General features: G+C 60.6%; 14 protein-coding genes and 1 other RNA gene. 7 read left to right on the top strand and 8 right to left on the bottom strand.

All coding sequences use genetic code 11. The annotated features are described in order from the left end of the window. Positions 1-119: 119 nt before the first annotated feature. The 4 genes from J0F90_RS20120 to J0F90_RS20105 are packed head-to-tail and all read right to left on the bottom strand — an operon-like array spanning position 120 to position 4735. Entirely contained in the window at positions 120-995 is an 876-nt protein-coding gene (locus J0F90_RS20120) for an SMP-30/gluconolactonase/LRE family protein (protein WP_181817244.1), read from the bottom strand. Further along, positions 992-2092, bottom strand: coding sequence for an ABC transporter substrate-binding protein (locus J0F90_RS20115; RefSeq protein WP_033639443.1), 1101 nt, complete (start codon positions 2090-2092; stop codon positions 992-994). Before J0F90_RS20115 ends, J0F90_RS20120 begins: the two co-directional genes overlap by 4 nt. Positions 2093-2106: 14 nt before the next feature. Then, positions 2107-3189, bottom strand: coding sequence for an ABC transporter permease (locus J0F90_RS20110; protein ID WP_033639444.1), 1083 nt, complete (start codon positions 3187-3189; stop codon positions 2107-2109). Further along, positions 3182-4735, bottom strand: coding sequence for a sugar ABC transporter ATP-binding protein (locus J0F90_RS20105; protein WP_016930013.1), 1554 nt, complete (start codon positions 4733-4735; stop codon positions 3182-3184). The genes J0F90_RS20110 and J0F90_RS20105 overlap by 8 nt, the downstream gene beginning before the upstream one ends. Before the next feature lie 374 nt (positions 4736-5109). Between J0F90_RS20105 and J0F90_RS20100 the strand changes: the two genes are divergently transcribed. The 3 genes from J0F90_RS20100 (at position 5110) to J0F90_RS20090 (ending at position 7524) form a co-directional block, all read left to right on the top strand. Next, on the top strand, positions 5110-5928 hold the full coding sequence (locus J0F90_RS20100; protein WP_033632146.1) for an IclR family transcriptional regulator: 819 nt from the start codon (positions 5110-5112) through the stop codon (positions 5926-5928). 125 nt (positions 5929-6053) lie between these two features. Next, positions 6054-6671, top strand: coding sequence for an arginine exporter ArgO (gene argO / locus J0F90_RS20095; protein WP_004931603.1), 618 nt, complete (start codon positions 6054-6056; stop codon positions 6669-6671). Between the two features lie 121 nt (positions 6672-6792). Beyond that, complete coding sequence (locus J0F90_RS20090; RefSeq protein ID WP_004931607.1) at positions 6793-7524, top strand: oxidative stress defense protein; 732 nt, start codon at positions 6793-6795, stop codon at positions 7522-7524. Between the two features lie 48 nt (positions 7525-7572). Here the strand turns inward: J0F90_RS20090 and J0F90_RS20085 are convergent, their stop codons facing one another. Then, complete coding sequence (locus tag J0F90_RS20085) at positions 7573-8466, bottom strand: LysR family transcriptional regulator ArgP (protein ID WP_004931613.1); 894 nt, start codon at positions 8464-8466, stop codon at positions 7573-7575. A gap of 204 nt (positions 8467-8670) precedes the next feature. On the opposite strand from J0F90_RS20085, the gene rpiA reads away from it, so the two are divergent. Then, positions 8671-9327, top strand: coding sequence for a ribose-5-phosphate isomerase RpiA (gene rpiA, locus J0F90_RS20080; protein WP_004931614.1), 657 nt, complete (start codon positions 8671-8673; stop codon positions 9325-9327). A 292-nt stretch (positions 9328-9619) separates the two neighbouring features. Beyond that, positions 9620-10858, top strand: a complete 1239-nt coding sequence (gene serA, locus J0F90_RS20075) for a phosphoglycerate dehydrogenase (RefSeq protein ID WP_028127697.1) — start codon at positions 9620-9622, stop codon at positions 10856-10858. 48 nt (positions 10859-10906) lie between these two features. Here the strand turns inward: serA and J0F90_RS20070 are convergent, their stop codons facing one another. The 3 genes from J0F90_RS20070 to zapA all read right to left on the bottom strand — a co-directional run bounded on the left by J0F90_RS20070 (position 10907) and on the right by zapA (position 12120). Next, a complete protein-coding gene (locus tag J0F90_RS20070) occupies positions 10907-11515 on the bottom strand; it encodes a 5-formyltetrahydrofolate cyclo-ligase (protein ID WP_033639445.1) in 609 nt (202 codons plus the stop codon). A 52-nt stretch (positions 11516-11567) separates the two neighbouring features. Continuing rightward, positions 11568-11750, bottom strand: a non-coding RNA gene (gene ssrS, locus J0F90_RS20065) — 6S RNA. A gap of 40 nt (positions 11751-11790) precedes the next feature. Next, positions 11791-12120 carry a cell division protein ZapA gene (zapA, locus tag J0F90_RS20060; RefSeq protein ID WP_004931621.1) on the bottom strand — a complete coding sequence of 110 codons (330 nt, stop codon included), beginning with the start codon at positions 12118-12120 and terminating at the stop codon, positions 11791-11793. Between the two features lie 319 nt (positions 12121-12439). Here zapA and J0F90_RS20055 point away from each other — a divergent pair, with 319 nt between their 5' ends. After that, the gene (locus tag J0F90_RS20055) at positions 12440-13018 is read left to right on the top strand and encodes a YecA/YgfB family protein (protein ID WP_028127696.1); all 579 of its coding nucleotides are present in this window, start codon (positions 12440-12442) and stop codon (positions 13016-13018) included. A gap of 55 nt (positions 13019-13073) precedes the next feature. After that, positions 13074-14390, top strand: a complete 1317-nt coding sequence (gene pepP, locus J0F90_RS20050; protein ID WP_033639447.1) for a Xaa-Pro aminopeptidase — start codon at positions 13074-13076, stop codon at positions 14388-14390. Position 14391: the final 1 nt, after the last annotated feature.

Here is a 14391-nt window from a genome sequence, read left to right as displayed (position 1 = left end):
TGACGTTAAAATTGAGTGGTGATTTTGTGATCGCCGCCACATTTTGGTGGAGATGGCGTGCTTCAGACGTGGCAAAGCAGGGCGGATCGAAACCCACCCTGCGTCTTGCAAGACCCCGGCTAACCGCGGGTGTTCAACACCATGCGGTAGAGCGAGGTGGTGGCGGTGATATAGAGCTCATCGCCGTTCGGGCCGCCGAAGGTACAATTGGAGACGCGTTCCGGCACGCTGATTTTGTCGATCTGTCGCCCCTCTGGATCAAAGACCAGCACGCCGTCGGCGCAGCTGCAAAACAGATTGCCGGCCCGGTCGACGCAGAACCCGTCCGGGAAACCGGGCTCCACCGTCGCGAAACGGCGGCCGGCTTCCAGCTCGCGGCCGTTGACCGCATAGACGCGCAGCTCGCGGCGGCCCAGCGTCGGAAAATCCACGATCGACATGTCCGCCACGTACAGCCATTTTTCATCCGGTGAAAACGCCAGACCGTTCGGGCGCTGCAGGTCGCAGGCGGCGATGGTCAGCGAACCGTCGCGCGGATCGAAGCTGTAGAGGTAACAGCCGATCACCTGGCTTTCCGATTTGTAACCCTCTTCGTCGCCGATGATGCCGTAGGGCGGATCGGTGAACCACAGGGTGCCGTCGGAACGCACCGCCACGTCGTTCGGCGAGTTAAAGCGCTTGCCGTCGACGCGGTCGATCAACAGGCGCACTTCGCCATCGCTTTCGGTACGGCTGATGCCGCGCCGCCCGTGTTCGCAGCTGACCACGCGCCCCTCGCCGTCGCGCGCATTGCCGTTGGCGTAGTGCGACGGCGAGCGGTATAGGGCCAGCTCACCCCGGCGCGACCAGCGGAACATGCGATTGCCTTTCACGTCGCTGAACACCACCGCATCCTCCTGCGGCAGCCAGACCGGCCCTTCGGCCCAAATCGCCGGTGAGCACAAGCGCTCGAGCTGAGCGTGCGTGCGCAATGAATGCCGAATGCCGTCGTTCACTTCACGCCCCAGATCGCTTTGTAATGGCCCTGATAATCATTTTGCGGGTCATACAGGTTATTGGCGCCGCCGTCGGCGGCGATATTGTCGCGTGTCACCAGGTGCGCCGGCGTGACGTAGCCGGAAGGCGGCTGCTTGGCGAAGGCGCGGTTGAATTCGTCCAGCAGTTGCCAACCGTGCAGCTTCAAGGGCTCCGGCACCGTCGCCGACTGGCTGTCGCCTGACCGGATACGCTGGTAAGCGGAGATCGAACCGTCGCCGGCCGACACGTTGTAAGGCGCGTTCTTGCCACCTTTGCCGGCGGTCTTCAGCGCCGGGGCCATAAAGTCGAAGTACAGATCGTTGATCGCCAGCGCATATTGGAATTTTTCGCCGTACTTCTGCAGCAGGCTGAAGGTCATCGCCGGCATGCGATTGGCGGTATCGGCCAGCGGCGTGTCGATGAATTCCAGCAGCGTGCAGCCGCTGCATTTGGCGATCTCTTCTTTCATGACGTTGGCCTTGTCCAACGCGATTTGGTACAGCGAGTCGGTGAAGATCAACACGCTCGCCTTGCCGCCGGACTGAACCACCGCGTATTGCGCGGCGATGCGCGCCACTTCGTTGGAATCCGACGTGACGTTATAGAACACGTTGTATTTGGCGATGGGGCCCGGTTCCGGCACCGCGTGCCAGGCGGTCAGCACGATGCCCTGCTGTACGGCCTTTTTCAGCGGGATCTTGGCGACGTTAGGGTTCCAGCCGCCGATCACGATGCCGTCCGGTTTCTGGGCGATGGCCTGATTGAGCGATGCCAGCTGATCTTTCACCGAGCCGCCGCCGTCGAGCGTTTCCAGCTTCCAGCCGGCGGCTTTCGCCGCTTCGCTCAACCCCTGTTGCACCCCTTGCACGCCGCCGTTCTTCATGTCGGAGGCGATAAAAATGATCTTCTTGTTGGCCTGCAGCTGCGGGCCGCTGGTGGGGCCGTCCCACTGAGTGGCGCTGGCGGTGGCCTTCGCCACGGCGGCAGTGGCCTGATCGAGATAGGCGTCGGCCCAGACCGGCGATGCGGCGAGCAGCAAGGTCGTGAACCCCGGTAACAGCCAAATGCGTTTCATGGTGTGCTCCTGGTTTAAGGGGGGGTCGCTGTCTGATTGTTGTTGTCAGCCGGCGTCGCCTGGCTGCGTTGTACCGCTTTCTGATTGAGCAGCCGACGGCGTTGGGCATAGCCGGCCAGGGTGATCGACAGCAACAGCGTCGCGCCGTTGAACAGCGGCTCGACCCAGAATTCGCCGCCGAACTGCTGAATGCCGGCGATGCCGATTGCCAGAATGGCGATGCCGACCACGGTGCCCCAGACGTTGACGCGCCCTGGGCGAATGGTGGTGCTGCCGAGGAAGGCGCCGACCAGCGCCGGCAGCAGATAGTCCATGCCGACGCTGGCCTGGCCGACGCCCTGTTCGGCGGCGATCAATACGCCGCTGAAACCGGTGAGCACGCTGGAGGCGATGAAGGCGCCGATGGTAAAGCGATTGACCGAGATGCCGTTCAGACGCGCCGCCGCCGGGTTGCCGCCCACCGCATACATGCAGCGGCCGAGCGGGGTATGTTCGGTGATGAGCCACAGCACCACCGCGACGATCAGCACGTAAAACGCCACAATCGGAATGCCGGCGATCTCGGTGTGGTGCAGCGCGATAAAGGCATCCGGCAAGTCGCCGACGATCTGCCGCCCGCCGGAGTGCCACAGGGCAATGGCGTACAGTACGGTGCCGGAGCCGAGGGTGGCGACAAAGCTGTCGATATCGGCCAGCGCCACCAGAATGCCGTTCAGCAACCCGTACAGCGCCGAAATCGCCAGCACCGTCAGCACCGCCATCTCCCAGGAGAAGCCGTATTCCACCTGCAGCGTGATCGCCAGGATGTGCCACAGCACAATGCCGAAGCCGACGTTAAGATCGATCTTGCCCACGATCATCGGGATGGTCGCCGCCAGCGCCAACAGGGCGATTTTGGCCTTGCTCGACAGGATCGCCTGCAGCGTCAGCATTGATGCGAAGGAGGGGGTGAGCAGTGAGAACAGCACGACCAGCGCGATGCACAGCAGCAGCAGGCCATAGCGGGTGAGAACCTGCATCAGCCACGGGCCGGCGCCGTCCTGCGCCAGGCTGACGCGCTGCTCCAGCGCGGTTGATTTAACGGATGTTTTAGACATGGCCTACCTCGGATTCTGACGTGATTGCGACGCTTTCCCCGGTGCTGGCAGAGGCCAGCTCCAATAAATTGGCGAATGACACCTGTTGATTTTTCAATTCGCCGACCACTTTCCCGCGGTTGAATACCAGCGCGCGGTTGCAAATATGGGCGATCTCCTCGAAATCGTTGGAGATAACCAGCACCGCCACACCTTCCGCCAGGGATTTATTCAGCAGGTGGTAGATTTCCGCTCGCGCGCCGACGTCCACGCCGGCGGTGGGATCTTCCAGGATCAGCAGCGGCGCCCCCAGATGCATCCAACGCGCCATCACCACCTTTTGCTGGTTGCCGCCGGACAGCGCGCTGATATCGATATTGACGTCCTTGGGGCGTACGTCGAACAGCTGCACCTTCCACCAACTGGCGCCGATCTCCGCTCGCCGCCCGTAGCGGGAGAGCAGCCGGTGGCCGCTGGCGCAGGGGTTGATAAACAGGTTTTCACGCACGCTCATCGACATCACCAGGCTTTCACCGGTGCGATCGCCCGCCACCAGTGAAACGCCGCAGGCCATCGCCTGCTGCGGGGAACTCGCCAGATAGGGCCGATCGCGAAACCGAATCGCGCCGCCGTCGGCCTGACGCAACCCGAACAGCAGCCGGCCAATCTCTTCTTGCCCTGCCCCGCGCAGGCCGGCCAACGCCAGCATCTCGCCCGGCTGCAACTCGAAGCTCACCGGGCCGATGTCGCCCACCGTGACGCTATCGAGCTGCAGCACCGGCGGACGATGCTCCGGCAGCGGTTCGCGCTGATCGTCCGCCATCGCTTCGCCGACGATGGTTTGCACCAGATCGCGCAGCGAGTAGTCGGCGGTGCGGCCGCCGGCGACATAGCGCCCGTCGCGCATCACGCAGACCCGATCGGCGATTTCGATCACTTCGTCCAAACGGTGGGTGACGTAAATCATGCCGACCTTTTTGGCGCGCAGCCGATTGATCACGGCGAACAGATGACGCACGTCGTTGGCGGGCAGGGAGGCGGTCGGTTCATCCAGCACCAGCAGCTCGGCGTTGACCGCCACCGCGCGGGCGATCGCCAGCAGCGATTTTTCGGTGCGCGACAGTTCGAAGACGCGCGCATCGGGATCGAGCGCGATGCCGACGTCTTGCAGCGCCTGCGCCGCCCGGCGGCGAATGGCGCGCCAGTCGATCAACCCAAAGCGGCGGGGAAACCCCATCACCAGCGCCATGTTTTCCGCCACCGTCATCCATTCGATCAGGCCGAGATCCTGATGAATAAAGGCGATCGGCTGGCGGCTGGCGCTTTTTATCGCGGCGGCGGAGGCGATGCTTGCGCCCTGAAAGCGAATATCGCCGCCGTCGCGCGGGTAGACGCCCGCCAGCACTTTGATCAGCGTCGATTTGCCGGCGCCGTTTTCGCCCAGCAGCGCCAGAACTTCGCCCGGCATCACCTGCAGGCTGACGTCGTTGACCGCCACGTTGCCGCCAAATCGTTTGACGATGTGGCTGAGGGTAAGGATGGGTTGTGCCGCATTATCGATAGTCATGTGATGCGCCCCTGGTGTTGCGCCCGTGCGAAGATGCCGGGCAAATCAGCTAAACCGCTGGTGAGTATCTGGTCTTTAAATTTCAATATGCGAAATTCAATTTCAAAAATAATATGACGTTCGTTGCGCTAAATCAAAGGCGATGAGGTTTTAATTACTGTTATTAAACAATGGGTTATTTTTTACTTTGCGGAAGTGTGACCGATGGCTCACTTCAATGCGGGGGAAATATTGCGGATTTTTGGCCCGCTGCGGACAATGAAACGGCGTTCCGTCTTCACCTGATGCGGGCCTTGGGGTAACATGCCCGGCAAAGAGCCTGCTGACTTCGCCGCAGCGCCGGTTGGCGGTTCGACACTGGAGAGATTTTCGCTATGAGCCTGAAAGCCGTCGACGAGAAAGATGACAAGAAAGACAAACCACTGGGCAGCCAAAGCCTGTTCCGCGGTTTGCAGTTGATTGAGATCCTGAGCAATTTTCCCAACGGGTGCCCATTGGCGCATCTGTCTGAGCTGGCCGGCATGAACAAGAGCACGGTGCACCGTCTGCTGCAGGGGTTGCACACCAGCGGCTATGTGACCCAGGCGCCGTCGCCGGGCAGCTACCGCCTGACCACCAAGTTCATTTCCATCGGCCAGAAGGCGCTGTCGTCACTCAACATCATCCACGTGGCTGCGCCGCATTTGGAGCAGCTGAACCTGGAAGTGGGGGAGACGGTCAACTTCTCCAGCCGCGAAGACGACCACGTCATCCTGATCTACAAGCTGGAGCCGACCACCGGCATGATGCGCACTCGCGCCTATATCGGCCAGCATATGCCGCTGTACTGTTCGGCGATGGGTAAAATCTTCATGGCCTACGGCAACGACGATTATCCGGCCCACTACTGGCAGACTCACCAGCAGGAGATTCAGACGCTGACGCGCAATACCATTACCGAGCTGCCGAAGATGTATGAGGAACTGGCCGATATTCGCCAGCGCGGCTTGGCGATGGATCGCGAGGAAAACGAGCTGGGGGTTTCCTGCGTGGCGGCGCCGGTGTTCGATATTCAACAGCGCGTGCCTTATGCGGTGTCTGTTTCTCTGCCGACCGCCAAGCTGCAGCAGATCGGCGTCAAAAGCCTGATCAAACCGGTGCTGGCCACCGCGCAACGCATCTCGCAGGAGCTGGGGTTCGTCACGCCGATTTGAGTATTAGCTCTGCTGATGCTGGATTAGAAACATCAATTTCAACTAATGATCGCTTCCTCGTATGATGCGCGTGTTGACCGATACGCGCCCACGTCCGGCGCCTTTTATCATTCGAGGAATCTCCCATGTTAGCCGTCTTCCTGCAGGGGTTTGCCCTGAGCGCCGCCATGATCCTGCCGCTGGGCCCGCAGAACGTATTCGTGATGAATCAAGGCATTCGCCGTCAGTATCATCTGATGATCGCCTCATTGTGCGCACTGAGCGATATCGTGCTGATCTGCGCCGGTATTTTCGGCGGCAGCGCGTTGCTGACCCGCTCGCCGCTGCTGTTGGCGCTGGTCACCTGGGGCGGTGTGGCGTTTCTGCTGTGGTACGGCTGGGGCGCGTTCCGTTCCGCCTTCAGCCCGCAACCGGCGCAGGCCGCGGCGCAGGAGCTGGCGCAGAGCCGCTGGCGTATCGTGGTCACCATGCTGGCGGTCACCTGGCTGAATCCGCACGTCTATCTGGACACCTTCGTGGTGCTCGGCAGCCTGGGCGGACAGCTGACGGCGGATGTGCGCTCCTGGTTCGCGCTTGGCGCGGTCAGCGCGTCGGCGGTGTGGTTCTTCGGCCTGGCGCTGCTGGCCTCCTGGCTGGCGCCGTGGCTGAATACGCAGCGGGCGCAGCGCATCATCAATGCGCTGGTCGGGCTGGTGATGTGGGGCATCGCGCTGCAGCTGGCCTGGCAGGGGGCAAATTTATAAGAATTTGTCACTAATCCGAATTCAAAACGCCGTGCGATATGCTACGTTTGATGCCAGGAATCCGGCGGTTCTCGCAGGGAAAAGCCGGCGATCAGAGACAGCCTGTCATTAAGGAGACACTGTGAAGCTAAAAGCATTGGCTATGGCCGCAATGGTCGGATTAGGGACGTTACCGATGGCGCTGCAGGCGGCTGAAGTGCCTGAAGGGCCGCACGTCGTCACCTCCGGCACCGCCAGCGTGGACGCCACGCCGGATATCGCCACCCTGGCGATCGAGGTGAGCGTTTCCTCCAAAGACGCCGCTCAGGCGAAGAAGCAGGTAGACGAGCGCGTGGCGCAGTACTTTGATTTCCTGCAGAAAAACAACATCGAGAAAAAAGACATCAGCGCCGCCAACCTGCGCACTCAGCCGGAATACGACTACCTGAAAACCGGCGAGTCGGTGCTGAAGGGCTACCGGGCGGTGCGCCAGGTGCAGGTCACCCTGCGCCAGTTGGACAAGCTGAACGAGCTGCTGGACGGCGCGCTGAAATCCGGCCTGAACGAGATCCGCGCGGTGGAGCTGGGCGTCGCCAAACCGGACGTATATCGCGAGCAGGCGCGGCAAAAAGCGATCGAGAACGCGACTCAGCAGGCCGAATCCCTGGCCAAAGGCTTCCACGCCAAGCTGGGGCCGGTGTACAGCATTCGCTACCGGGTCGCCAACTATCAGCCGATGCCGGTGGCGCGGATGTATAAGGCGGCCGGCGCGGCGGCGGAAAACGACGCGGCGCAAACCTATGAACAGCAAAGCATTCACTTCGACGATCAGGTGGATGTGGTGTTTGAGCTGCAGCGCAACGCCGCGCAGTAAGGGTGTTGTATTGAAGAAAAGGTTCGCTGCGGCGAACCTTTTTTCGTTTTAATCCTGGCGCAATACCTGGTGGCCGTGTTCCAGCAACGCGTCGGTCACTTTTCGCATCATGCGGCTTTCCGGCGCGAAGCGATGCCAGTACAGCATGCGGCGCTGGTACAGCCCCGGCGTCAGATCGATCAGTTCACCGGATGCCAGCTCCTTTTCGATCTGCAGATGCGGGATCATGCAGCAGGTGGTGCCCTGACGCGCCAGCTGGACGAAGGCTTCCGATGAGTTCACGATGTGGCAGGGCACGCTGCCCGGCGACAGATCGAAGTTCTGCTGCAGGAATGCCTGGTGCATGTCGTCGAGATGGTCGAAGGCCACCGCCGGCGCTTTCAGCAGCGCGGAACGGGTGACGCCGTTCGGGAAATAGCGCTCGGCGAAGCCGCTGGAGGCCACGAACAGGTAGTCCAGCGCCCCCAGCCGATCCACCAGGCAGCTCGGCAGCGGCTGCGGCTGAATACTCACCGCGCCCACCACCTCACCGCGGCGCAGCCGCTCCTGGGTGCGGGTTTCATCTTCCACCTGCAGATTCAGACGAATGGGGGAGTCCGCCAGCACCGGCTTCAGCGCCGGCAGCAGCCAGGTCGCCAGACTGTCGGCGTTGACCGCTAGCGACAGCAGCAGCGGCGTATCGACGCCGGTGTCATTGCCGAGCCACTCTTCTTCCAGCAGCTCCACCTGATGCAGCAGCGCCAGCAGCTTTTGCCCTTGTTCGGTCGGGCGCGGCGGCACGGTACGAACCAGCAGCGGTTGGCCGAACAGGTTTTCCAGCTGTTTGATGCGTTGGGATACCGCCGATTGCGTGATACAGAGTTTTTGCGCGGCGCGCTCGAAGCCGCGCTCACGGATCACCGCGTCCAGCGCTTGCAGCGTACGATAGTCTGGGCGTTTCATCGGAAAGATATCCCTTAAATTAGAATGATACCGGCACTATGCCACATTTTACGCATGGCGCAGGTGGAAAAATCACGCCCCCAGCTCGCCGCCAAGCGGGTAAAAATGCGGGCTGCGGTAAATAAGTGTGATCCTGCCGGCGTGAAAAACAGCGTTTTACCCTATAATACGCACACGTTTTCGTACAGAGGCAAGGGACATATTATGACGCAGGATGAACTGAAAAAAGCGGTGGGCTGGGCGGCGCTGGAATACGTGACGCCGGGCACCATCGTCGGGGTCGGCACTGGCTCTACCGCCGCCCACTTTATTGACGCGCTGGGCTCCATCAAGCACCAGATCGAAGGCGCGGTGTCCAGCTCCGATGCCTCCACCGCCAAGCTGAAAAGCCTCGGCATCCACGTGTTCGACAGCAACGAAGTGGACTCGCTCGATATCTACGTGGACGGCGCGGACGAAATCAACGGCCATATGCAGATGATCAAGGGCGGCGGCGCGGCGCTGACGCGCGAGAAGATCATTGCCGCCATCGCCAAGAAATTCATCTGCATCGTCGACGCCAGCAAGCAGGTGGACGTGCTGGGCAAGTTCCCGCTGCCGGTGGAAGTGATCCCGATGGCTCGCTCTTACGTGGCGCGCGAGCTGGTGAAACTCGGCGGTCTGCCGGAGTATCGCCAGAACGTGGTGACCGACAACGGCAACGTGATCCTCGATGTGCATAACCTGAGCATCACCGACGCCGTGGCGCTGGAGAACAAGATCAACGGCATCGCCGGCGTGGTGACCGTGGGGCTGTTCGCCAACCGCGGCGCGGACGTGGCGCTGGTCGGCACCCCGGAAGGCGTGAAAGTGGTCAAATAAACTTCTGCCGGCTGTGGCCCGGCAGTGCCGGGCCGCATAATTCTTCGGTTAAAATATCTTTTCTGAAAAACGGCAAATTTGGTGACTTATGTCACATTGTGAAAACTGACTCCCCAAAGCTTCTGCCGAAAACTTTCCCTATGGCATTTTCTGCCGTAAACCGCCATCAACGCTGCGCCTTGTCCTGCCGGGCAGGCAATCGTTTGTATTGCCGCCCGCGTTATTTTTGTTATGTTGGATGGGAGCTGTGTCGTCACAGCCGCTTCTGAAGTCTGAACATAGGGTCGGGTAAATGGCAAAAGTATCATTGGAGAAAGACAGGATTAAATTCCTGTTGGTGGAAGGGGTTCATCAGAGCACGGTCGATAATTTACGTGCCGCCGGTTATACCAACATCGAATACCACAAGGGTGCGTTAGACACCGAATCGCTGAAGGCATCCATCCGCGATGCACACTTCGTCGGCATCCGATCGCGCACGCATCTGACCGAAGAGGTGTTCGCCGCCGCAGAAAAACTGGTGGCGGTGGGCTGCTTCTGCATCGGCACCAACCAGGTTGAGCTGAAAGCGGCGACCAAACGCGGTATTCCGGTCTTCAACGCCCCCTTCTCCAATACCCGATCCGTGGCCGAAATGGTGCTGGGCGAGCTGCTGTTGATGCTGCGTGGCATTCCGGCCGCCAACGCCAAGGCGCACCGCGGCGTGTGGCACAAACTGGCCGTGGGCTCCTATGAGGCGCGCGGCAAAAAGCTGGGCATCATCGGCTACGGCCATATCGGCACCCAATTGGGCATTCTGGCCGAAGGGCTGGGCATGAAGGTGTTCTTCTACGACATCGAGAATAAGCTGCCGCTGGGCAATGCGCAGCAGGTGCGCCATCTGTCCGATTTGCTCAATATGAGCGACGTGGTGACGCTGCACGTGCCGGAAACGCCATCGACCAAAAATATGATGGGGGCGGAAGAGCTGGCGCTGATGAAACCGGGCGCCATTCTGATCAACGCCTCGCGCGGCACCGTGGTCGATATTCCCGCGCTGTGCGACGCGCTGGCCAGCAATCACCTGGCGGGCGCGGCGATCGACGTCTTCCCGGAAGAGCCTGCGACCAACAGCGATCCGTTCAACTCGCCGCTGTGTGAGTTCGACAACGTGCTGCTGACGCCGCACATCGGCGGTTCCACGCAGGAAGCGCAGGAGAACATCGGCGACGAAGTGGCCGGCAAGCTGGCGAAATACTCCGACAACGGATCGACTCTGTCCGCCGTCAACTTCCCGGAAGTGTCGCTGCCGGCGCATGGCCCGAACGCCAGCCGTTTGCTGCACATCCACGAAAACCGTCCGGGCGTGCTGACGCAGATTAACCAGATCTTCGCCGAAGAGGGGGTTAACATCGCCGCGCAGTATCTGCAAACCGGGCCGGAAATCGGCTATGTGGTGATCGACATCGAAGCGGAAACCGCGCGCGCCGACGCCGCGCTGCAGCGTATGAAGGCCATCGACGGCACCATCCGCGCCCGCCTGCTGTTCTGATTCGGCGGCATGCCGCAACGAAAAAGGCCGGAGCGATCCGGCCTTTTGCTATTTGGGCTCATGCCACGCCCAGCTGCAGAGCGGGGTGAGGATTTCCGGCAGCGGGATATCCCAATGTTCGGTCGGCAGGTGCTCCACCTGCTGGCAATCATGGGCCAGGCCGATGGGATAGGGGCCGCCGCTGCGCCAGTTTTGCAGGGTGCGATCGTAAAAGCCGCCGCCCATGCCCAGACGCTGCCCGGTGTGATCGAACGCCACCAGCGGCGTCAGCACCACCTCCAGTTCACCCAGCGGCAACACCTGGCGCACATCGAGGCGCGGTTCGAGAATATTGAAGCGGTTGCGCACCAGCGGCGTTTTCGGCGCATAGCGCAGGAACAGCAGGTGGCCTGGGCTGAACGGATGCAGCACCGGCAGGTAAACCCGTTTGCCGAGCGTCCACAGCCGCTCGATCAGCGGCCCGGTATCGAGTTCGCCGTCAAACGACAAAAACACCGCGATGCTGTGCGCCGCCTGAATGCGTTCATGCGCGACGAGGCGTTCGGCTATCTTGTCTGCGGCAAAGCGTTGCTGGCCCGGCGTAAGCTCGCGCCGACGTTGGCGAATGAGTTGACGAATGGCTTGGCGCTGCTGCGCGAATTGGGGTTGAAAAGGCATCGTATCAGGCTTGCTCAGTGTGGCGTTCAGCACACATAAACCGCTGAGAAGGGGAATCTCCGAGATGCCGTCGCAGGCTGTAACCCTTGAACCCATGGTTCAAGGTGAACGTGCCGTCGCAATCTTAAGGCTTCTCGGCGCACCGAGCGTGCTCACCGATCGCGGAGCAACACATTCTGTTTGTACTAAATATCGGCTCAGGGGACTGGCCCGCTGGCGAACATCTCAGAGAAATTTTGTACTCGTTGCCGAAACTTTGATTTCAACAACTTAAGTTATTCGAATTGTGCATCCTGACGTTCAGAGATGCGACCTTGTTCAAGCAGCGCTTGTTCAATGGTCTGCTGCAGCATCCGTATGCGTTGTTCCATATTGGACGCATAGTCACGGGTTTTCAACCGTTCTTGAGCAAGTTCGTGACAGACGTTCAATGCCGCGATGAAAACCAGTTGCTCAGTATTGGAGACTCTAGTGCGAACTTTAAGATCTTGCAACCGCTGGTTAAGATCGTCCGCCGCCATATTCAACGCATCTTGTTGTTCTGGCGGGCAATTGACTCTTAACGAGCGGCCAAAAATTTGAATATCTACCGGTTGTGCAGACATGCCACCTTCCTGCCTAAATTTCGCGCCAGCCTTGTCCGCCCTGGCCGGGCCGTCAAAGCGGGCGCCACTATATATACCTCGGTACCAAGATACAACCCCTTTTTCAGTACCTGGTTGTAATCTACTGTGGCGCACATTGCCAGTCAAAAAAGGGTTTCAAAATGCGTATTTACCGCACTTTCGCCCCCCGCCGGCGCAGTGTGAAACCTGCCACATCGCGATTATAACTAGCCACTGAGGTGTCGCGCTTATCTGGTATAGCGACGGACCTTGGTGGTAGCATAACACGAACTTATCCTGCCAACGATGACGAATGCGCATGTCTATACAGAATACATTTCCAAGTTACCAATCTTTAACCGTGGCCCTCAACCAGCAGTCGGTGGCGTTGACCGCGGCAGAAATGCACGGCCTGATCAGCGGCCTGCTGTGCGGCGGCAGCCGTGACGCCGGCTGGCAGGCGCTGGTGCACGATCTGACCAACGAAGGCGTCGCCTTCCCGCAGGCGCTCAGCCAACCGCTGCAACAGCTGTATGAAGCGACGCGCGACACGCTGGAAGATGACGAGTTCCTGTTCCAACTGATGCTGCCCGAAGGAGAGATCGTCAGCGTGTTCGATCGCGCCGACGCGCTGGCCGGTTGGGTCAACCACTTCCTGCTCGGGCTGGGCATGATGCAGCCGAAGCTGGCCCAGGTGAAAGACGAAGTCGGTGAAGCGATCGACGACCTGCGCAACATCGCGCAACTGGGCTACGACGAAGACGAAGATCAGGAAGAATTGGAACAGTCGCTGGAAGAAGTGGCGGAGTATGTGCGGGTCGCCGCCATCATGTGCCACGGCGAATTCGCCCGTCACAAGCCGACGGCGCCGGAAAACATCAAACCGACGTTGCACTAAACGTTTTATCGCCCCTCCGCCGGCGGTGCGGATGGCATGATTTCAGGAGAAGGCAATGACTCAGCAGGAATTCAACAACCGCCGCCAGGCGCTGTTGGCGAAAATGGCGCCGGCCAGCGCGGCGGTTATTTTCTCTGCGCCGGAAACGACGCGCAGTGCAGATTCAGACTATCCCTACCGGCAGAACAGCGACTTTTGGTACCTGACCGGCTTCAATGAGCCCGAAGCGGTGCTGGTGCTGATTAAAAGCGATGAAACGCACAACCACAGCGTGTTGTTCAACCGGGTGCGCGATTTGACGGCGGAAATCTGGTTTGGCCGCCGCCTGGGGCAAGACGCCGCGCCGGCGAAGCTGGGCGTGGATCGCGCGCTGCCGTTCGATGAAATCAATGACCAACTGCACCTGCTGCTCAACGGCCTGGATGCGGTCTACCACGCGCAGGGCGAATACGCCTATGCCGATCAGATCCTGTTCGGCGCGCTGGACAAGCTGCGCAAGGGGTTCCGCCAGAATCTGCAGGCGCCGGCCACCGTTACCGACTGGCGGCCGTGGCTGCACGACATGCGCCTGTTCAAATCGCCGGAAGAGCTGGCGGTGATGCGCCGCGCCGGTGAGATCAGCGCGTTGGCGCATACCCGCGCGATGGAAAAATGCCGCCCGGGCATGTTCGAATACCAGCTGGAAGCGGAAATTCATCATGAATTCACCCGCCTCGGCGCCCGTTATCCGTCTTACAACACCATCGTCGGCAGCGGCGAAAACGGCTGCATCCTGCACTACACCGAGAACGAGAGCCCGATGCGCGACGGCGATCTGGTGTTGATCGACGCCGGTTGCGAGTACCAGGGGTACGCCGGCGACATCACCCGCACCTTCCCGGTCAACGGCAAGTTCAGCCGGCCGCAGCGCGCGGTGTACGACATTGTGCTGGCGTCGCTGCAGCGCGCTTTGGAACTGTTCAAGCCCGGCACCAGCATCCGCGAAGTCAATGACGAAGTGGTGCGCATCATGGTGGTCGGGCTGGTGGAGCTGGGCGTATTGAAAGGTGAAGTCGATCAATTGATCGCCGAGCAGGCCCACCGTCAGTTCTTTATGCACGGGTTGAGCCACTGGTTGGGGCTCGATGTGCATGACGTCGGCCACTACGGCACGCCGAGCCGCGATCGGCTGCTGGAGCCGGGCATGGTGCTGACCGTGGAACCGGGGCTGTACATCGCGCCGGATGCGGACGTGCCGGAGGAATACCGCGGCATTGGCATCCGCATCGAGGACGACATCGTGATCACCGCCGACGGCAATGAAAACCTGACCGCCACCGTAGTGAAAGATGCCGATGCCATCGAAGCGTTGATGGCGGCGGCAAGGTCATAGC

This window comes from Serratia marcescens subsp. marcescens ATCC 13880 (assembly GCF_017299535.1).
GTDB classification, from domain to species: Bacteria; Pseudomonadota; Gammaproteobacteria; order Enterobacterales; family Enterobacteriaceae; genus Serratia; species Serratia marcescens.
Note: the sequence above shows the minus strand (reverse complement) of the source record. Positions and strands in the feature narration are given on the sequence as shown.